General features: G+C 76.4%; 20 protein-coding genes. 7 read left to right on the top strand and 13 right to left on the bottom strand.

Going from position 1 to position 18,041, the window contains the following annotated elements:
* Nucleotides 1-62: 62 nt before the first annotated feature.
* Nucleotides 63-929: a sigma-70 family RNA polymerase sigma factor gene (locus ACI78S_RS08590; RefSeq protein ID WP_456972187.1), complete on the bottom strand. Its 867-nt coding sequence runs from the start codon at nucleotides 927-929 to the stop codon at nucleotides 63-65.
* 76 nt (nucleotides 930-1,005) lie between these two features.
* Here ACI78S_RS08590 and ACI78S_RS08585 point away from each other — a divergent pair, with 76 nt between their 5' ends.
* On the top strand, nucleotides 1,006-1,350 hold the full coding sequence (locus ACI78S_RS08585; protein WP_456972185.1) for a VOC family protein: 345 nt from the start codon (nucleotides 1,006-1,008) through the stop codon (nucleotides 1,348-1,350).
* An 85-nt stretch (nucleotides 1,351-1,435) separates the two neighbouring features.
* Here ACI78S_RS08585 and ACI78S_RS08580 read toward each other — a convergent pair whose 3' ends face one another.
* On the bottom strand, nucleotides 1,436-2,341 hold the full coding sequence (locus ACI78S_RS08580; RefSeq protein WP_456972183.1) for a nucleotide excision repair endonuclease: 906 nt from the start codon (nucleotides 2,339-2,341) through the stop codon (nucleotides 1,436-1,438).
* 69 nt (nucleotides 2,342-2,410) lie between these two features.
* Between ACI78S_RS08580 and ACI78S_RS08575 the strand changes: the two genes are divergently transcribed.
* Entirely contained in the window at nucleotides 2,411-2,722 is a 312-nt protein-coding gene (locus ACI78S_RS08575) for a hypothetical protein (RefSeq protein WP_456972181.1), read from the top strand.
* Between the two features lie 36 nt (nucleotides 2,723-2,758).
* Here the strand turns inward: ACI78S_RS08575 and ACI78S_RS08570 are convergent, their stop codons facing one another.
* The 4 genes from ACI78S_RS08570 to ACI78S_RS08555 all read right to left on the bottom strand — a co-directional run bounded on the left by ACI78S_RS08570 (nucleotide 2,759) and on the right by ACI78S_RS08555 (nucleotide 5,194).
* Nucleotides 2,759-3,205 carry a DUF5313 family protein gene (locus ACI78S_RS08570; RefSeq protein ID WP_456972179.1) on the bottom strand — a complete coding sequence of 149 codons (447 nt, stop codon included), beginning with the start codon at nucleotides 3,203-3,205 and terminating at the stop codon, nucleotides 2,759-2,761.
* A gap of 20 nt (nucleotides 3,206-3,225) precedes the next feature.
* Complete coding sequence (locus tag ACI78S_RS08565) at nucleotides 3,226-3,702, bottom strand: MarR family winged helix-turn-helix transcriptional regulator (protein ID WP_456972177.1); 477 nt, start codon at nucleotides 3,700-3,702, stop codon at nucleotides 3,226-3,228.
* A gap of 71 nt (nucleotides 3,703-3,773) precedes the next feature.
* Nucleotides 3,774-4,445, bottom strand: coding sequence for a hypothetical protein (locus ACI78S_RS08560; RefSeq protein WP_456972175.1), 672 nt, complete (start codon nucleotides 4,443-4,445; stop codon nucleotides 3,774-3,776).
* Nucleotides 4,446-4,570: 125 nt separating this feature from the next.
* The gene (locus tag ACI78S_RS08555) at nucleotides 4,571-5,194 is read right to left on the bottom strand and encodes a helix-turn-helix transcriptional regulator (RefSeq protein WP_456972173.1); all 624 of its coding nucleotides are present in this window, start codon (nucleotides 5,192-5,194) and stop codon (nucleotides 4,571-4,573) included.
* A 59-nt stretch (nucleotides 5,195-5,253) separates the two neighbouring features.
* Between ACI78S_RS08555 and ACI78S_RS08550 the strand changes: the two genes are divergently transcribed.
* Nucleotides 5,254-6,114: a class I SAM-dependent methyltransferase gene (locus tag ACI78S_RS08550; protein ID WP_456972171.1), complete on the top strand. Its 861-nt coding sequence runs from the start codon at nucleotides 5,254-5,256 to the stop codon at nucleotides 6,112-6,114.
* Here the strand turns inward: ACI78S_RS08550 and ACI78S_RS08545 are convergent.
* Entirely contained in the window at nucleotides 6,101-7,147 is a 1,047-nt protein-coding gene (locus ACI78S_RS08545; protein WP_456972169.1) for an alcohol dehydrogenase catalytic domain-containing protein, read from the bottom strand. The two genes, ACI78S_RS08550 and ACI78S_RS08545, sit on opposite strands and share 14 nt — an antisense overlap.
* 179 nt (nucleotides 7,148-7,326) lie before the next feature.
* Here ACI78S_RS08545 and ACI78S_RS08540 point away from each other — a divergent pair, with 179 nt between their 5' ends.
* Nucleotides 7,327-7,938: a hypothetical protein gene (locus ACI78S_RS08540; protein ID WP_456972167.1), complete on the top strand. Its 612-nt coding sequence runs from the start codon at nucleotides 7,327-7,329 to the stop codon at nucleotides 7,936-7,938.
* Here the strand turns inward: ACI78S_RS08540 and ACI78S_RS08535 are convergent.
* From ACI78S_RS08535 to ACI78S_RS08515, 5 genes are all read right to left on the bottom strand, one after another.
* A complete protein-coding gene (locus tag ACI78S_RS08535; protein WP_456972165.1) occupies nucleotides 7,927-9,573 on the bottom strand; it encodes an FAD-dependent monooxygenase in 1,647 nt (548 codons plus the stop codon). The two genes, ACI78S_RS08540 and ACI78S_RS08535, sit on opposite strands and share 12 nt — an antisense overlap.
* A 190-nt stretch (nucleotides 9,574-9,763) precedes the next feature.
* Nucleotides 9,764-11,017 carry a DUF3500 domain-containing protein gene (locus tag ACI78S_RS08530; protein WP_456972163.1) on the bottom strand — a complete coding sequence of 418 codons (1,254 nt, stop codon included), beginning with the start codon at nucleotides 11,015-11,017 and terminating at the stop codon, nucleotides 9,764-9,766.
* A gap of 4 nt (nucleotides 11,018-11,021) precedes the next feature.
* Nucleotides 11,022-11,870 (bottom strand): fumarylacetoacetate hydrolase family protein, encoded by an 849-nt coding sequence (locus ACI78S_RS08525; protein WP_456972161.1) that lies wholly within the window; start codon nucleotides 11,868-11,870, stop codon nucleotides 11,022-11,024.
* 17 nt (nucleotides 11,871-11,887) lie between these two features.
* Nucleotides 11,888-12,796: an alpha/beta hydrolase fold domain-containing protein gene (locus ACI78S_RS08520; RefSeq protein ID WP_456972159.1), complete on the bottom strand. Its 909-nt coding sequence runs from the start codon at nucleotides 12,794-12,796 to the stop codon at nucleotides 11,888-11,890.
* A gap of 147 nt (nucleotides 12,797-12,943) precedes the next feature.
* Nucleotides 12,944-13,498 carry a quercetin 2,3-dioxygenase gene (locus ACI78S_RS08515; protein ID WP_456972157.1) on the bottom strand — a complete coding sequence of 185 codons (555 nt, stop codon included), beginning with the start codon at nucleotides 13,496-13,498 and terminating at the stop codon, nucleotides 12,944-12,946.
* A gap of 129 nt (nucleotides 13,499-13,627) precedes the next feature.
* Here ACI78S_RS08515 and ACI78S_RS08510 point away from each other — a divergent pair, with 129 nt between their 5' ends.
* Complete coding sequence (locus ACI78S_RS08510; RefSeq protein ID WP_456972155.1) at nucleotides 13,628-14,467, top strand: nucleoside hydrolase; 840 nt, start codon at nucleotides 13,628-13,630, stop codon at nucleotides 14,465-14,467.
* Nucleotides 14,468-14,492: 25 nt separating this feature from the next.
* Complete coding sequence (locus tag ACI78S_RS08505) at nucleotides 14,493-15,254, top strand: dihydrodipicolinate synthase family protein (protein ID WP_456972153.1); 762 nt, start codon at nucleotides 14,493-14,495, stop codon at nucleotides 15,252-15,254.
* A gap of 7 nt (nucleotides 15,255-15,261) precedes the next feature.
* On the opposite strand, the gene ACI78S_RS08500 is transcribed toward ACI78S_RS08505, so the two are convergent.
* Complete coding sequence (locus ACI78S_RS08500; RefSeq protein ID WP_456972151.1) at nucleotides 15,262-16,980, bottom strand: dihydroxy-acid dehydratase; 1,719 nt, start codon at nucleotides 16,978-16,980, stop codon at nucleotides 15,262-15,264.
* A gap of 9 nt (nucleotides 16,981-16,989) precedes the next feature.
* Here ACI78S_RS08500 and ACI78S_RS08495 point away from each other — a divergent pair, with 9 nt between their 5' ends.
* On the top strand, nucleotides 16,990-18,021 hold the full coding sequence (locus ACI78S_RS08495) for a zinc-dependent alcohol dehydrogenase (protein ID WP_456972149.1): 1,032 nt from the start codon (nucleotides 16,990-16,992) through the stop codon (nucleotides 18,019-18,021).
* Nucleotides 18,022-18,041 lie beyond the last annotated feature (20 nt).

The raw sequence follows: 18,041 nt of genomic DNA, 5'->3' as shown, positions 1-18,041 counted from the left end.
TCGACGTGCCGGCCCGCAGGTCGCGCCGAGGCCGAGCAGCAGGCCGGCCCGGTCCGGGTCCGCTACCGCTGCTTGAGCGGCTCGATGTCGAACCCGGCGATCCGCCCGGGGTCGGCGATGAGGTCGATCGCGGTCACCAGGCCGTCCTCCACGGTGAAGGCGAAGACCACCTTGGTCTCGCCCAGGTGCGACCAGACCCAGCCCGGTGCGCCGTCGACCAGCACGAGGCGGGCGGCCCGCGCCCGGCCGGAGAGGAAGCCGGCGACCCCGCGGGCCCCGCGCAGCTCGGTGACGTCGGAGCCCATCTGCACGGCGGCGGCGTCGGCCCGCAGCACCGCCTCGGGGTCGAGGAGCTCCAGCAGCGCGCCGAAGTCGCCCTCGCGGGAGGCGGTGAGGAACGCGGACACCACCTCGCGCTTGCGGGCGGCGTCGTCCGCGGGTTCGGCGCCGCGCACCCGGCGGCGGGCGCGGCTGGCCAGCTGCCGGGCCGCGGCGGGGGAGCGGTCGACGATCGGCGCGATCTCCTCGAACGGCACGTCGAACAGGTCGTGGAGCACGAACGCCAGCCGCTCGGCGGGGGCGAGGGTGTCCAGGACGGCGAGCAGCGCCAGCCCGACCGAGTCGGCCAGCACCGCCTCCTCGGCCGGGTCGGGGACGGCGTGCAGGTGCCGCGGCGCCGCCTCCTCCAGCGGGTCCTCGCGGCGGGCTGCGCGGCTGCGCAGCTGGTTGAGCGAGACCCGGGCGACGACGGTCGTCAGCCAGCCGGCGAGGTTGTCGACCGCGCCGCTGTCGGCCCGGCTGACCCGCAGCCAGGCCTCCTGGACCGCGTCCTCGGCCTCGGCGCGCGAGCCGAGCAGCCGGTGGGCGACGGCGGTCAGCCGCTCGCGGTGCTGCTCGAACTCGGCGGCGAGCAGGACGTCCTCGCGCATCTCCGTCACATCCCCCGGTCGGCGCGTGTCAGCCAGGTGAGGGACCCACCGATCCGGACCACCCGAGGAGCACATCATGACCGCCGGCATCCGCACCGTCATCTACCCCGTCGACGACCTCGCCCGCGCGAAGGCGCTGTTCGGCGTCCTGACCGGCGCCGAGCCGGCGGTCGACACCCCCTACTACGTGCAGTTCGACGTCGAGGGCCAGTCGATCGGCCTGGACCCGAACGGGCACCGGTACGGCCCGCGCGGCGCGGTCGCCTACTGGCACGTGGACGACGTCGCCGAGGCCCTGGTCGCGCTGGTCGAGGCCGGCGCCGAGACCGTGCAGGAGCCCACCGACGTCGGCGGCGGCATGCGGATCGCCGTGGCGCGGGACGCCGACGGGAACCTGATCGGCCTGCGCCCGCACGCCTGACGCCGGCGTGAGGAGGCACCCCGTGCACGACACCGCGGCCGACACGCCGGCCGGCCGTGCACGGGGTGCGTCCTCGGCGCGTCGGTCAGCGCACGGGGTGCCGGGCGAGGACGGCGGCGAGCTCGGCGTTGCGCCGCAGGAACGGTGCCCACGGACCGCTCCCGCCGTCCGCGGGCCGGGCGCAGCGCCGCTGCTCCCAGCCGCGCAGCCGGCCGCCGCGGACGCGCAGCCGGACGAGGACGTCGTCGGCCCAGCCGGTGACGTCCTCGTCGCCGCCGGTGGCGGTGACCCGCTGCGGGGCGACGACCCAGTCGACGCCGGCGAGCTCCTCCTGCACCCGCGCGGCGGCCTCGTAGCGCTGGTCCGCGGCGGCCGCGTCCCGCCGTGCCGTGAGCGCCGCGCGCACGGCGGCGACGGCCGCCGGCCGGCGGTCCAGCACCGCGGTGATCGCCGACGCGAGCCGCGGCACGTCGGCGTCCGCGGCGCCGCGCAGCAGGGCCAGCTTGCGCGCGGCGGCGCTCGGCGGGGTGCCGGCGGAGTCGAGCGGGTGGACGCGCAGCAGCCCCGAGACCGCCCGGCGGACCGCCCGGCTGCCCAGGTAGGGACCGAACAGGCGGGCACCGGGCGCCGTCCACCCGTCGGGGACGACGTCGAGGCGCGGCGCCGCCGGGGAGGCGATCAGCCGGATGCGGACCGGCACCTCGAGGCCGCCGGGGATGCGGTTCCACGGCGGCATCGAGCGCTCGAGCAGGTTCCGCTCGGCCCAGGCCGCCTCGTGCGCGGAGTCGCACACCAGCGCCTCGATCCGGGCGATCCGCGGCACCATCCGGCGCAGGTGCCGCCGGTCGCCCAGGTCGCCCCAGTAGGAGCCGACCCGGCGCCGCAGGTGGACCGCCCGCCCGAGGTAGAGGACCCGGCCGCCGGCGTCCCGGAAGCGGTAGACCCCCGGCTCGGCCGGCAGGGCGGCGACGGCGCTCGGGCGGGCGGGCACCTGCCCATCGTCCACGCCAGGGCCTTCGGGCCCTGTGCCGTACCGGACGGGAGCGTCACGGTTCTCCGCATGAGCCAGGACGCGGCGAGCATGCCGGTCTGGGCCGGCGTCGAACCGGCACGACCGGCGGAGGACGAGCGGACGCCCCAGCCACCGGCGCTGGTGGTGCGCTGCGACCGGGTGCGCGGGGTGGTGCGCGCGCGCGGGCACCTCGACCCGGTGGGCGCGGAGGTCGTCGCCGCCCAGGTCGACCAGCTGCAGCTGGCCGGGCACCGCGACATCGCGGTGCAGCTGGACGAGTGCGAGGCCGCGGCGCGGACCCTGCTCGCCGCCCAGGTCGAGCGGCTCGCGGCCGCGGGGGTGCGGGTCCGCCTCGGTTGAGCCGCCGAGCCGCCGACCCGCCGACCCGCGGGGGGCTCAGCGGCCGGCGCGGGCCCGGTAGCGCTCGGCCCGCCGGGCCGCCGCGGCCCGCTTCCGGTCGCTCTCCTTCTCCTGGCGGGCGAGGCCCGCGCGGTCGCGGACGGCCTGCGCCGTCCCGACCGGGTAGCCGGCCTTGACCACCCGGCTCTCGGTCGCCTCGGCCATGTAGGCCAGGGAGTAGATCATCGCCAGGAAGATGCCACCTCCGGCGACCGCCGCGCGCAGCCCCAGCGGCGCGGGCAGGAAGACCATGATCAGCACGACGGGGACGGTGAGCTGCACGAACATGCGGGCGATGTGCCGCAGCCACCAGGTGCCGGTGGTGGTGTCGTGCAGCACCCAGCCGCGGTGCCGCCCGGGGAGCCGGCCGCCGAGGGCGTACCAGAGCCACCGGTGCGGCGCCGGGCGGACGACGGGGTCGGCCAGCGCGCCGGTCGGTTCCATGCGGATCGCTCCTGTGCGGGTCAGGCGACGGTCTGCGTGCCGTCGCCGGGGGTGGTCAGCGCCTGCTGCGCCGCGGTGATGACGCGGGTCAGCGCCGCGTGCAGGCCGGTCAGCTCCTCGAGCGGCATGCCCAGCCGCTCGACGATGCCCGCCGGGATCCGCTCGGCGCGGGCGCGCAGCGCACGGCCCTCGTCGGTGAGCGCGAGCGCCAGGTTGCGCTGGTCGCGCGGATCGCGCTCGCGGCGCAGCAGGCCGGCGGCCTCGAGCCGCTTGAGCAGCGGGGAGAGGGTGCCGGGGTCCAGCTGCAGCAGGCGGGACAGGTCCTTGACCGCGAGGGTCCCGTGCTGCCAGAGGGCGAGCATCACCAGGTACTGGGGGTGGGTCAGCCCGAGCGGCTCGAGCACCGGCCGGTAGACGGCGACGACGTTGCGGGCGGCCACCGACAGGGCGAAGCACACCTGGCGCTCGAGGGCGAGCACGTCGTCGGTATCGGGCACGACCCCACGGTAGACCGTTGGCCCACCAAACGTTGGCGCACCAAGCGGTGATCCCCGGCACGTGCCGGGGATCACCGCCCCGCGCGCTCCACGGTGACGCGCGGGGTGGTGAGCACCGCCTTGAGCGCCCCGGCGAGGCCGAGCGCGGCGACGGCGACGGCGCACCAGGCCCCGGCGTCGAAGCGGGCGGCGCGCCAGCCCGTGCCGGCGAGCAGGACGACGACGCCGGCGACCGCCAGCCCCGCGACCAGCAGCGCGCCCACCCCGACCAGCCGGTGGGTCCGCGCCCGGCGGAGCAGCAGGAGACCGAGGAGGAGCAGGACGCCGCCGCCGAGCACGACGGCGAGCGGCGGCCAGAGCTCCCCGGCGACGAGCGCCGCCATCCCGGACGGGACCTCCGCCAGGCCGTCGCGCACCAGGGCCAGCCCCGCCGCGTCCCGGCCGTCGACCCACGGCAGCCACAGGCTCGCGCCGGCGGCGAGCCCGGCCAGGACGAGGGCGACCGCGGCCAGCGGGTCGGCCCGTCGCAGCACGACCACGCGGACCCCGGGGACCGGCGAGCCGGCCGGGTCGCGGCGGGGAGCCGGCGCGGGCTCGTCGTCGGTGTCGTACTCGGCGGGGAAGCCCAGGATCGTGGGGCGGTCCTGCGCCACGTTGCGCTCGAACCGGACGTCGCGACGGGGGAGCGGCCGGCCCGTGCCCGCCGGGGGACGGCCGGCGGCGGACGGGGGCTGCTGGCGCACGGACATGGTTCCTCCGACCGCGCGGGGCGCGCCGGGAAGAGGCGCCCTCCGGTTGTCGAGGATAGGGCCGCGGCGGGTCCCCGGCAGGTGGACCGGAACGGCGCCGGACGCCGCGCCGGAGCCCTTCACCACTCCGCGCGGCGGAGGACCTCCCGCAGCGCCGCCGGGTCGGCGACCGCCCGGCCGGGGTCGTCGGGCCACCGCGCCACCTCGCCGGTGGCCCACGCCGCCCAGCGGTCGACCAGGGCGTAGAAGTCGGTGAGGAACGCGCCGGCGAGCACCGTCTGGGCCGCCCGCTGCTGGAAGGGGCCCGCCCCCTCGGCGTAGGCCCGGGCCGCCCGCGCGTTCTCCTCGTTGCGCTCCCGCGCCCAGTCGCGGGCCGCCGCCAGCGACGCCAGCGTGTCGGCCTTGGTGCCCGAGTCGGAGAACCAGACCTTGAGCAGCTGCTCCCACTCGAGCACCGGGCCCTGGCCGGGAGCGGTGAGCCAGTCGGCCAGCGCGCGCCGGCCCGCGGGGGTGATCGCGTAGACCGTGCGCGGCCGGCGGCCGACCGTCTCGGTGGTGGCCACGGCGAGGCCGGCCGCCACCAGCTTCTTCGGCTCCTCGTACAGCTTGCTCTGCGCCCGCGGCCAGATCCGGCCGAGGCTGCGGTCCATCTGCCGGGTCAGCTCGTAGGTGCTCCACGGCTGGACGGCGAGCAGCCCCAGGATCGCGTACGACGTCGTCGTCAGTGGCCGGGCGCTTGACACATCGTCCCCCCGGGAGTAGGCCCACATCATCCCAAAGGGACTGTATCGAGGGGGGACCGATGGGAGCCACGCGCGTCGCGGTGCACCCGCGGAACGAGGAGCAGCTCCGGGCGTGGGACGGCCAGGAGGGGGCCTACTGGGCCCGGCACGCCGACGTCTTCGAGCGCGCGACGGCGCGCTACGACGACGCGCTCTTCGCCGCCGCCCGGATCGGTCCGGGCGACCGGGTGCTCGACATCGGCTGCGGCACCGGGTGCACCAGCCGCGAGGCCGGGCGGCGGGCCGCCTCCGGGGCGGTGCTCGGCGTCGACCTCTCCTCGGACATGCTCGCCGTCGCCCGGCGGGCCGCGGCCGACCTGCCCCACGTCTCCTTCGTGCAGGCCGACGCGCAGGTGCACCCCTTCGCCGAGGGGTCGTTCGACGTCGCGGTCAGCCGCACGGGCGCGATGTTCTTCGGCGACCCCGTGGCGGCCTTCGCCAACATCCGCCGCGCGCTGCGGCCCGGTGGGCGGCTGGTGCTGCTGGTCTGGCAGGACGTCGCCCGCAACGAGTGGTTCCGCGCGCTGACCGGGGCGCTGGCCGCCGGGCGGCAGTTCCCCGCCCCGCCGCCGGACGCGCCGAACCCCTTCTCGCTGTCCGACCCGGCCCGCGTGCACGCCGTCCTCACCGCCGCCGGCTTCACCGGCGTGGGCCTCACCGGGGTCGAGGAGCCGGAGTGGCTCGGCCCCGACGCGGCCACCGCCACCGACTTCGTGCTGGGGATGCTCGGCTGGCTGCTCGACGACCTCGACGCCGGCCGGCGGGCGCAGGCCGAGGCCGCCCTGCGCCGCACCGTGGAGGAGCACACCGGTCCGGACGGGGTCGAGTTCGGCTCGGCCTGCTGGCTGGTGACCGCCCGGCGGCCGGTCAGCCCGCCGTGATGACCACCTTGAGCGCCTCGTTGACCGCGGCGTTCGCGAACACGTCGTAGGCCTCGTCGATCTGCCCGAACGTGAAGGTGTGGGTGCCCATCTTCTCCGCCGGGATCCGCCCGCCGGCCACCATCGTGAGCAGGGTCGGGATGGACACGGTGTCGACCAGGCCCATGGTCAGCGTGAGGTTCTGGATCCACATCTCCTGCAGCGGCAGCTCGACGGGCACCCCGTGGACGCCGATGTTGGCCACCGAGCCGCCGGGGCGCACGAGGGCGCAGGCGGTGCGCAGCGTCTCGGGGTAGCCCACGGCCTCGATGGCGACGTCGACCCCCTCGCCGCCGGTGAGCGCCCGGACGTCGTCCACGGTGCCGGGCCCGACCTCGACGGCGTCGGTGGCGCCGAACTCCAGCGCCTTCTGCAGCCGGAACTTGTTGGTGTCGACGGCGATGACGCGCGAGGCGCCCCACAGGCCGGTGGTCAGCACGGCGGCCAGCCCGACCGCGCCGGCGCCGACGACCGCGACGGTGTGCCCCGGCCGCACCCGGCCCGCCAGCACGCCGACCTCGTAACCGGTCGGCAGCGAGTCGGCGAGGAACACCGCCTGCTCGTCGCGGACGTCGTCGGGCACGGCGTACAGCGAGGTGTCGGCGAACGGCACCCGCACCAGCTCGGCCTGGGTGCCGTCGATCAGGTGCCCGAACACCCAGCCGATCCCGCCGAGGGTGCGGCAGTGCGAGGGCATGCCGCGCTGGCAGTAGTCGCAGCGGCCGCACCGGCTGATGGCCGGCACCAGGACGCGGTCGCCCACGGCGAAGCCGCGCACGGCGTCGCCGACGGCGGTGACGGTGCCCACCGCCTCGTGCCCGAGGACGCGGCCGTCGGTCACGGCCGGCACGTCGCCGTGCAGGATGTGCAGGTCGGTGCCGCAGATCGTGGTCGTCTCGACCCGGACCACCACGTCGGTGGGGTCCTGGACGGTCGGGTCGGGGACGTCCTCCCAGCTCTTGCTGCCGGGTCCGTGGTAGACGAGCGCCTTCATCGGGAGCCTCCGTGCGTCGGCCGTGGGTGCCCGCATCGTGGCCGCCCCGGTCGGCGAGGTGGGTCCTGTGTCGCACATCGAGACAGGCGCGAGCACGTTCCCGCGGCCCCCGGGCGGTCGTAGCGTCGGCCCTCCCACGGGGGCCACACGACGACGACGTCGACGACGGGAGGCTCGCGATGTTCGCTCAGGTCATCCAGGGCAGGACGACGGACCCGGCCGGTCTGCGGGCGGCGATGGACCGGTGGGTGCAGGAGCTGCAGCCGACGTCGATCGGCTGGCTCGGCAGCACGGGCGGGATCACCGACGACGGCCGGGTGGTCGTCGTCGCCCGCTTCGAGTCCGCCGACGCGGCACGGCGGAACTCCGAGCGGCCGGAGCAGTCGCGCTGGTGGGAGGAGACCCGGCGCTTCTTCGACGGCGAGGTGACCTTCCTCGACAGCGAGGACGTCGTGGTCGACCTCAGCGGCGACCCCGACACGGCCGGCTTCGTGCAGGTGATGCAGGGCCAGGTGACCGACGCCGAGCGGGCGCGGAAGGTGGTCGCCGAGCTGTCGTCGGACGAGCTGGCGCGGTTCCGGCCCGACGTCCTCGGCAGCGTGCTGGTCACCACGGACGACGGGCGCTGGGTGCAGACCATCTACTTCACGTCGGAGGCCGAGGCGCGCGAGGGGGAGCGCAAGGAACCGCCGCCGCAGCTGCGGGCCGCGATGGAGGAGCTGGGCCGGATCAGCACCGGCGAGACGACGTACCTGGACCTCCGGCAGCCGCTGCTGCAGTCACCGGGCTGAGGCGGCCGCCTCGACCACGGCCGGCCGCGGTCCGCGGCCGACGACGGTGTCGAGCACCGCGTCGACGTCGGCGTCGGCCGCGCCCCGCCAGGCCACGTGCTGGTCGGGGCGGACCAGCACGAGGTCGGCGCCGCAGCGCTCGCGCAGCCCCGGCAGGTGCGCCAGGTCGAGCAGCCGCACCGGCACCGCGGCGCGGGCGGCGGCGTCGAGGAACGGGGCGGCGTCGGCGCCCGGCGCGAGCCGGAGGAGCGCGAACCCGTCGCCGAGCAGGTCGTAGACCGAGGCGCCGTCGGGCAGCCACGCGTGCGGCAGCCGGGCGCCGGGGTGCGCCGACGGCGTGTAGGTGACGACGTCGTCCGCCGGGCGCGGGCCGCCGTCGGGGACGACGACCGGCGACTCGGCGTAGTCGTAGCCGAGGACCAGGCCGAGGCTGTGGAACTCGGGGTCCTTGACCAGCAGCGCCCGCGCCACCTCGCCGCGCAGGGCCTCGCCGGCGGGGGTGTCCGCGTCGAGCTCGTCGGCGGCGAAGGAGGGGGCGAGGAACGCCTCCTGGCTGCCCGCGGCGTCGATGGTGCGCAGCGCGACCGGCCGGCGCTCGGGCTCGTAGCTGTCGAGCAGCGAGGCCGGTGCCCAGCCCTGCAGCACGGCGGCGAGCTTCCAGCCGAGGTTGACCGCGTCGCCGACGCAGGTGTTGAACCCGTGCCCGCCCCACGGCGGGTTGAGGTGGGCGGCGTCGCCGACCAGGAACACCCGCTCGCCGCGGTACCGGTTGACCAGCAGCATGCGCGCCGACCAGGGGTCGGTGGCCAGCACCTCCACGTCGATCTCCGCGCCGACCAGCTCGCGCACCAGCGCCACCGGGTCGACCCCGGCCGTGCGCTCGTCGACGCCCTGCACGATGGCCCACCACGTGCCGTCGAGGTCGAGCCGGCCCATGAGCCCGCCGCGGCGGGCGCCGATGACCCAGTAGTGCACGCCCAGCGCGCACAGCGGCCGCTCCTCGAGCGCCCGGCTGCGGAAGGTGACCGACATGTTCGGCAGCACGCCGGAGGAGCCCTCGTAGCGGGCACCGATGGCGGCGCGGCTAATGCCGCCGCTGCCGTCGCAGCCGAGCAGGTACTCGGCGGTCACCTCGTGCCGGCTGCCGTCGGGCGCCTCCAGGCCGGCGCGCGCCTCGTGCGGCCCGTCGACCACCGACATCGCCCGCCAGCCGGTCAGCAGCGTGACGCTCGGCAGCGCCGCGGCGGTCTCCCGCAGCACCTCCTCGACCACGTTCTGCGGGGCCTGCTGGCCCGGCTCGGCGAGGAACTCCTGCCGCTCGTCGAACAGGGCGAAGGCGTGGCGGAAGCGGGTGATCTCGTGGCCGAAGAGCCCGGTGCAGAACACGACGTCCTGCGCGTGCGCGACCGGCAGCGGGGCGACGGCGCGCAGCCGGTCGGCCACGCCCCAGCGGCGCAGGTGCTCCATGGTGCGGGCGCTGGTGGTCTTGGCGCGGGGCCGCAGCGGGTCGAGGGTGGTGCGCGGCTCGACGACGAGCACCTCGATCCCGCGCCGGCCGAGCTCGATCGCGGCGGCCAGCCCGCTGGGGCCGCCGCCGACGACCAGCACCGGGACGCGGGCGGGCACGGCGGTCATCGGGTCTCCTGTCGGAAGGCGTGCTGTGCTGTGGCGGGCCAGGGCTCGACGGGCGAGCGGCCGCGTGGCGGGAGGTGCGCCGGGAGCCGGCCGGCCTCGCTCAGCGCCTCCCCAGCATCCGTGGCGGGGGTCACCCCGGCGTAGGGCGTTGCCATTGAGCGGCAGGCGTCTGCGAGACCGGACCGTCCGGTCAGCCGGCGGCGTGCCGCTCCCGCCACCGGCGCACCCAGGCGCGGCCGTAGTCGTTGCCGTGCGGGGTGCGCAGCACGGTGTGGACGTGGAACGGCTGCGGGGTGTCGTAGTCGAGGAAGACGCCGCAGTGGTGGTCGAGCTCCGCGACGACCACCGGTGACTGCAGCCGGTAGTAGAAGACGTCGCCGGGGCCGTGCCCGCCGATCCAGGAGAACCAGGTCTCGTCCAGGTGCGCCTCGATCTCGCGCAGCCGGGCCCGGCGCGGGCCCTCGGGGAGCAGCGCCACGAAGCTCTCGGCGATGCCCAGCGCCGCCTGCTGCGCCGCGGGGGCCAGGTCGGCGACGCGGACGCCCTCGAACGGGATGACCCGGTTGTCCTGGAAGGCGCCGGCCAGGTGCCGCTCGTCGCCGGGGTGCACCCGGCCGGGCGGCATGGCGGGGTCGACCATCCGCGCGTAGACGGTCGCCTGCGCGCGCTGGTCGTCGGTGAGGGCGGCCATGAACGCGCGGCCGAGGGCGATGCGGTCGGCGAAGACGTCGCGCAGACCGGCGCGGGGGCCGGCGTCGATCTCGTCGGGCTCGGCGCCGAGGAAGACGGGGGAGAGCACCATGCGCCCCTCGACGACCAGGCAGTTGAGCGCGCAGTGGTGGCCGAACAGCTGCCACCCCCAGGGGGCCCGGGGATCGGGCTCGCCGTAGAGGGCGACGTTGTAGCTCCACTCGTTGAGCACGGTGGTCAGGTCGACCACCTCGCCCAGGAAGCCGTTGATCATCATCATCGCGTGGGCCAGCGCGAAGCCCTCGGGCGAGAGCGACGCGCGTACCAGCGCGAGCGCCTTCTCCCGCACCTCCTCCGGCTGGAGGTCCAGCCGCAGCCCGGTGTCGAACTGCATGAACTCCGGGTTGGCCCAGGTCTGCCACTCGACGGCGTCGACGTCGTGGCGGATCCGCGCGCGGCCCTCGTCGTCGAGGACGGCGAGCAGCTCGCGCGCCGCCTCGACCATGGCCACCACCGGCGCCTCCTCGCCGGGCTCGGCGGGGGTCAGGTCGTGCAGGCCCTCGCGCAGCGTGCCGTCCTCGGTGACCCCGCGGAACTCGTTGCGGTACAGCGGCGTCCAGCCCTCGACCAGGCCGCCGGTGAACGTGCCCGGCGTGCGGGCGTGCTCGCGGTAGGCGTAGGGGTCCATCCCGCGGACCTCGGCCAGCCGCGGGTGGTCGTGCGGGAAGAGGTACTGGCGGTACTCGCCGGCCATCGGGTCAGGCCTTCCGGGTGTCGTTGGCGACCACGGGGTTGGTCAGCGTGCCCAGCCGCTCGACCTCCACCTCGACGACGTCGCCGGGCTGCAGCAGCCACTGCGGGTCGCGGGCGTAGCCGACGCCCGAGGGCGTGCCCGTGGCCAGCAGGTCGCCGGGGCGCAGCGTGAAGGTGTGGCTGATCAGGGAGAGGGTGTCGCCGACGGTGTAGACCATCTCGTCGGTCCGCCCGTCCTGCACGACCTCGCCGTTGACCCGGGTCCGCACGCGCAGGCCGTCGCGCAGGTCGCCGACCTCGGCCGCGGGCACGAGCGGCCCGAGCGGGCCGGAGCCGTCGCCGTTCTTGCCGAGGATCCACTGGCTGGTCAGCTTCTGCGCCCGGCGCGCGGTGATGTCGTTGAAAGTCGCGTAGCCGACCACCGCGGCCAGCGCCTCGTCCGGTGTGGCGTCGACCAGCGTCGACCCGACGAAGGCCACGACCTCGCCCTCCCAGTCGACGCCGTCCTCGTTCGACGGCACCGGCACGGGGGCGCCGCCGACCGACAGCGACTGGGTCCAGCGGGCGAACAGGGTCGGGTGGGGCGGCAGCTCCTGGCCCGAGAACGAGCCCTCGGCGACGTGCTTGAGGTAGTTCAGCCCGATGCACACGACCCGGGCCCCCGGGAGCACCGGGGGCACGAACTCCACGTGCGCCGCCGGCACCGTCGCGCCGTCCGGGGTGCGGCCCAGGTGGCCGGCCGCGTCGGCCCAGAACTCCTCCAGCCCGGCGACCACGGTCACCGACGCGCCGTCCTCCGACAGCGCCGCGACCTCGACCCCTCCGCCGTCCCGGCGGATGCCCACGAACCTCATCGATCCTCTTCCTCTCGTCAGCGGCGGACGCCGAAGTGCCGGCGCAGGACGTCGACCGTGCGGTCGAGCGCCTGCCGCGCGGCCTCGGCGGAGCCGAGCCACATGTGGTCGGCGCCCTCGTACAGGTCGAGCTCGGCCGCGACCCCGGCCTCGACGAGCGCGTCGTGCAGCCGCTCGCTCTGCACGCGGGGGACGAACCGGTCGGCCGCGCCGTGCAGCAGCAGGAACGGCGGGGCGTCCGGCGTCACGTGCGCGAGCGGGCTGGCCTGCGCGGCCCGCTCGGGGACGTCCTGCGCCGGGGCGCCGAGCAGCTGCGCCTCGCGGGTGGTCGGGTCGGCCGGGTCGGCGGCCGCGTCGGCCGCGAAGCCGACGAGGTCGGTCGGCGGGTACCAGGCGACCACGGCGGACACCGCGCTCGACCGGGCCGGGAACCCGATGTCGCCCTCGAGGGCGGGGTCGCGCACCAGGCCGAGGAGCGCGGCGAGGTGGCCGCCGGCGGACTCGCCCCAGGCGGCGATGCGGTCGGGGTCGGTGCCGAGGTCGCCGGAGCGGGCGCGCAGCCAGCGCACCGCCGCCTTGGCGTCGTGCAGCTGGGCGGGCCAGCGGGCCTCGCCGGAGAGCCGGTAGTCGACGCTGGCGACGGCGACGCCGGCCTGCGCGACCCGCTCGAACGGGTCGGCGCCGCGGTAGGCGGGCCCGGCCGCGTGCCGGCTGCCCAGCCGCCACCCGCCGCCGTGCAGGAAGACGACCACCGGGTGCGGGCCCTCCCCGGCGGGCAGGTACAGGTCGAGCTCGAGCGGGCGGACCCCCGGGACGGCCGCGTACGGGACGCCGAGCAGCCGGGTGGTGCCGCCGGCGCCGTCGACCGGCGGGGGCAGCGGCTGCTCGTGCGCCGGCGGGGGCAGGGGGAGGGCGGGCGTGGGCACGGTTCTCCTCACGAGCGGAGGCCGGGAGCGCAGGGATCCTGCGCGCCCAGCCTCCGGTAGGACGGACCTAGGCGATGTCGATGGCGCGATGCCGCGGGCCGGTCCGCTCCTCGCTCGTCCCTCGCTGCGATGCTCCCGGCCCTGCCATCACGCGTCGGGCCAGGTGTAGTCCGGCATGAACTGCATGTTGTGCTGCTGCGCCGCCGCCTGCATGCGCGGGAAGTCGGGGATGAACGGCGGCTGGTCCGTCGTCGCGTGGTCGGTCGGCGTGCCCATGTGCTGGAAGAACCGCTCGAAACCGCCGGAGAGCGTGCCCATCATCCGGGCGTCCTCGACGATCTGGTACGCGTGCGCGAACCCGGCCGGCACGTAGCCGAAGTCGCCGGGGGTGAGCAGCGCCGACTGCTTCCCGCCCTCCGGGTCTTCGTAGAACAGCTTCACCTTGCCCTCGAGCACGTAGAACGTCTCGTGGGTCGCGTTGTGCGAGTGGGTCGGGATGACGTCGCCGGCGGGGGAGTCGGCGGTGATGATCCCGAACTGGTTCTCGGTCTCGTCCCCCGACAGCAGCACCGTGAACAGGTCCCGGAACAGCATGGCGGTCTCGCCCTCGCCGCGGCGCAGCACGTAGGGCACCGGCTTGCCCGGGAGCGCGCCCTTCCACTGCGGGCCCTTCTCCGGGTCGATGAGGTACTCGAAGCTCACGGAACTCTCCTCCGGGGTCGGCGTCGACTCCGGGAAGCATCCGTGACCGCCGTCACCGGTCCCCAGGGGCCTGCCATTGAGCGGAAACGATCCTCCGCCCCGGCCGCAACGCGCGTCACAGTCGCGGGCGTGGAACCCCCAGCCCTGCGCCTGGCCGTCCAGTCCCGCGTGGTCCTCGACAACGACTGGTCCGGCGACCCGGACGGCCTGGTCGCGCTCGCCCACCACCTGCTCTCGCCGACCAACCGCGTCGACGCGGTCACGAGCTCCTTCCTCAACCCGGTCTTCCGGTCCCCGGAGTCGCGGGCCGCCGCCGGAGCCGCGCTCGCCGCGGAGCTGGTGGAGCTGGTGGGGGTGCCCGAGCCGCCGGCGGTGCACGCCGGCTGCGACGGGCCCTTCGGTGCGGGGGACACGAGCTCCGCGGCGGCCGACGCGATCGTCGCCGAGGCCCGGCGGGACGACCCGCTGCCCCTGTTCGTCGTCTGCGGCGGCCCGCTGACCAACGTCGCGCAGGCGCTGCACCAGGCGCCGGACGTCGTCTCGCGGTTCACCCTGGTCTGGATCGGCGGCGCCCTCGACCCGGCCGCGGAGGAGTACAACCGCGACACCGACCCGGCGGCCGCCGAGCTCGTGCTCGGCACGCCCGGCCTGCGGCTCTGGCAGTTCCCGCTGGAGACCTACCGCCGCTGCGCGTACTCGGTGGCCGAGCTGGAGGGCGACCTCGGCGGCGCGGGCCCGGTGGGGCAGTGGCTGTGGCGGCGCTTCACCGAGCTCCCGCTGCCCGACTTCGTGCGGCTGGGCGGGGTCTGGCCGCTCGGGGACAGCCCGCCCGTGCTCGTCACGGCCCTGGACGACGCGTCGAGCGCGCACCGCGCCACCGCCGCCGGGCGGGTCTACACCGACGTCGACGTCCGGCTGCTGTTCGGCGACCTGCTGGCGAAGCTGCGGCTGCACGCGCGTCGCCGCTGAGCGCCGGGCGGAGCAGGATGCGGGCATGGCCCTGTTCACCGGCGTCGGCGTCGCACTGCTCACCCTGTTCCGCGAGGACGGCGCCCTGGACGCACCGGCCACCGCCGACCTGGCCGCCCGGCTGGTCGACGCGGGTGTGCGCGGTGTGCTCGTCGCCGGGACGACCGGGGAGGCGGCCACCCTGACGGCGGAGGAGCGCGACACGCTCGTCGGCGCGGTGCGCACGGCGCTGCCGGCCGAGGTCCCCGTGCTCGCGGGCACCGGCGCGCCGACCGGGCGGCAGGCCGCGGAGCTGACCGAGCGCGCGTTCGCCGTGGGCGCCGACGCCGTCCTGGCGCTCTCGCCGCCCCGGGTCGCCGACCCGCGGCCGTACTACGAGACGGTCGCCAAGGCGGCCGCCGGGCCGCTGCTGGCCTACCACTTCCCGGCCGCCTCGACGCCGGGCATCCCGGTGGAGCTGCTCGGCGACCTCCCGGTCACCGGCCTCAAGGACTCCTCGGGCGACGCGGGCCGGCTGCTGCACGAGCGCGAGGCGTTCGCCGGCGACCTCTACGCCGGGGCGGCGAGCCTGGTCGGGCTGTGCGGCGCGATCGGGGCCGCGGGCGCGCTGCTGGCGATCGCCAACGCCGCGCCCGAGGACGCCGCCGCGGCCTTCGCCGGGAACGCCGCGGCCCAGCTGCGGCTCGCCGCCGCCGACCGGGCCGCGGCCCGCGACTTCCCGGCGGGCTGCAAGCGCGCCGCGGCGGCGCGGTTCGGCACGTCGGTGGCCACCCGGATGGGCACCTGACCGCCGGTCAGTGCGACTCGCGGCGGACCGCCGATCCGCTCGAGCCGACGAGGAAGTCCAGGTCGGCGCCGGTGTCGGCCTGGCGCACGTGGTCGACGTAGAGCCGCTCCCAGCCGCGGCGCGGGTCCGCGAAGGCGGCGACCGCGGCCTCGCTCGGCGCGCGGGCGGCCAGCTCCTCGTCCGGGACCTCGACGTCGATCCGCCGGGCCCCCACGTCGAGGCTGACCACGTCGCCGGTGCGCACCTTCGCCAGCGGCCCGCCGGCGGCGGCCTCCGGCGCCACGTGCAGGACGACGGTGCCGTAGGCGGTGCCGCTCATCCGGCCGTCGCACACCCGCACCATGTCCCGCACCCCCTGGGCGAGGAGCTTGCGCGGCAGCGGCATGTTCGAGACCTCGGGCATGCCGGGGTAGCCCCTCGGGCCGCACCCGCGCAGCACCAGCACCGAGTCGGCGTCGACGTCGAGGTCGGGGTCGTCGATGCGGGCGGCGAAGTCCTCGATCGAGTCGAAGACCACCGCCCGGCCGCGGTGCCGCATCAGGTGCGGTGAGGCCGCGGCCGGCTTGATCACGGCGCCGTCCGGCGCGAGATTGCCGCGCAGCACGGCGATGCCGCCGTGCTCGACGAGCGGCTCCCGGCGCAGGCGGATGACCTCCGGGTCCCAGATCGGCGCGTCGTCGAGGGTGTCGACCAGCGGCTTGCCGGTGACGGTGAGCGCGGTCGGGTCGAGCAGGTCGCGCACCTGCGACAGGACGGCGCGCAGGCCGCCGGCGCGGTGGAAGTCCTCCATGAGGAACCGGCCGGCGGGAAGCAGGTCGACCAGCACCGGCACCCGCGACCCGATCCGGTCGAAGTCGTCGAGGGTCAGGTCGATGCCGAGACGCCCGGCGATCGCCAGCAGGTGCACCACGGCGTTGGTCGACCCGCCGACGGCGGCCAGCGCCACGATCGCGTTGGCGAAGGAGGCCGCGGTCAGGAACGTCGAGGGCCGGCGGTCGGCGCCGACCATCTCGACCACCAGCCGGCCGCTGCCGTGCGCGGCCTCCAGCAGCCGGCTGTCGGGGGCGGGGGTGCCGGCGACGCCGGGGACGACGGTGCCGAGCGCCTCGGCGACCAGCGCCATCGTCGACGCGGTGCCCATCGTGTTGCAGTGGCCGCGGCTGCGGATCATGGCCGACTCCGACCGCGCGAAGTCCTCCGCCGAGAGGGTGCCCGCCCGGACCTCCTCCGACAGCCGGAAGACGTCGGTGCCGCAGCCCAGCGGGACGCCGCGGAACGTGCCGGTCAGCATCGGCCCGCCGGGGACGACGACGGCGGGCAGGTCGACCGAGGCCGCGGCCATGAGCAGCGCCGGGATGGTCTTGTCGCACCCGCCGAGCAGCACCAGCCCGTCGACCGGGTTGGCGCGGAACATCTCCTCCATCTGCATCGCGGCCAGGTTGCGCCACAGCATCGCGGTGGGCCGGACCTGCGTCTCGCCGAGGCCCATCACCGGCATCTCCAGCGGCGTGCCGCCGGCCGCGTGGACGCCGTCGCGCACGGCCGCGGCCACCTCGGTCAGGTGCCGGTTGCACGGCACGAGGTCCGAGGCGGTGTTCGCGATGGCGATCTGCGGGCGGCCGAACGCGTCGTCGGGGACGCCGCGGCGCATCCAGGCCCGGTGGATGTAGGAGTGGCGGACGTCGCCGGAGTACCACTGCGCGCTGCGGAGGCTCACGCCCGCCATCCTTGCGTGGTGCTGAGGACCATGCGCGCGGTCGTGCTCACCGGACCGGGGGAGTGCGCGGTGCAGGAGGTGCCGGTGCCGGTCGCCGCGCCGGGCGAGGTCGTCGTCGACGTCGAGCGGGTCGGCGTGTGCGGCACCGACGTCGAGCTGTTCACCGGCGAGCTGTCGTACCTGCAGACCGGCCACTCCTCCTACCCGCTGCGGCCGGGCCACGAGTGGTGCGGCCGGGTGCGCGCGGTGGGGGCCGGCGTCGACGCCGCCTGGCTCGGCCGGCGGGTCATGGGCGACACCATGCTCGGCGACCGCACCTGCCGGCGCTGCCGCCGGGGTGACCAGCACGTGTGCGAGCAGCGGCAGGAGGTCGGCATCCGGGGCGGCCGGCACGGAGCGCTGGCCGAGCAGCTCGCCGTCCCCGCGTGGTCGCTGCACGCGCTGCCCGACGGCGTCGACGAGGTGCTCGGCGCGCTGGTCGAGCCGGGCGGCAACGCGTGGCGGGCGGCGCACGCCGCCGGGGTCGGCCCCGGCGACCGGGCCCTGGTGATCGGCCCCGGCACGATCGGCCTGCTGACGGCGATGTTCCTGCGCGCGGCCGGCGCGGAGGTGCACCTCCTGGGCGTCACCGAGGGCTCGCTCGCCTTCGCCCGCGGCCTCGGCTTCGCCGACGCCCGGACCCGGGAGACCCTGCCGGACCTGCCGTTCGACGCCGTCGTCGACGCGTCGACCGACCCGGGCTCCCCGGCGCTCGCCCTGGACCTGGTCGAGCCCGCCGGCCGCGTGGTGTGCATCGGCATCGCCGGCACGCCCAGCACGATCGACACCCGGCGGCTGCTGCTGGCCGACGTCACCGCGGTCGGGATCCTCTCGGCCTCCCCGGGCCTGGACGCCACGATCGCCGCCTACGCCGGCGGCGAGGTCGACCCGAGGCCGCTGGTGGCCGCGACCGTCGGCCTCGACCAGGTCGCCGCCGTGCTCGCCGGCGGGCGCCCCGAGGGCGCCGGCCCCGGACCGAAGGTGCACGTCGACCCGCGGGCCGGCCGCTGAGGCGCCGAAGGAGGCGCCGT

The sequence above is a fragment of the Geodermatophilus sp. SYSU D00815 genome, from assembly GCF_054050035.1.
Note: the sequence above shows the minus strand (reverse complement) of the source record. Positions and strands in the feature narration are given on the sequence as shown.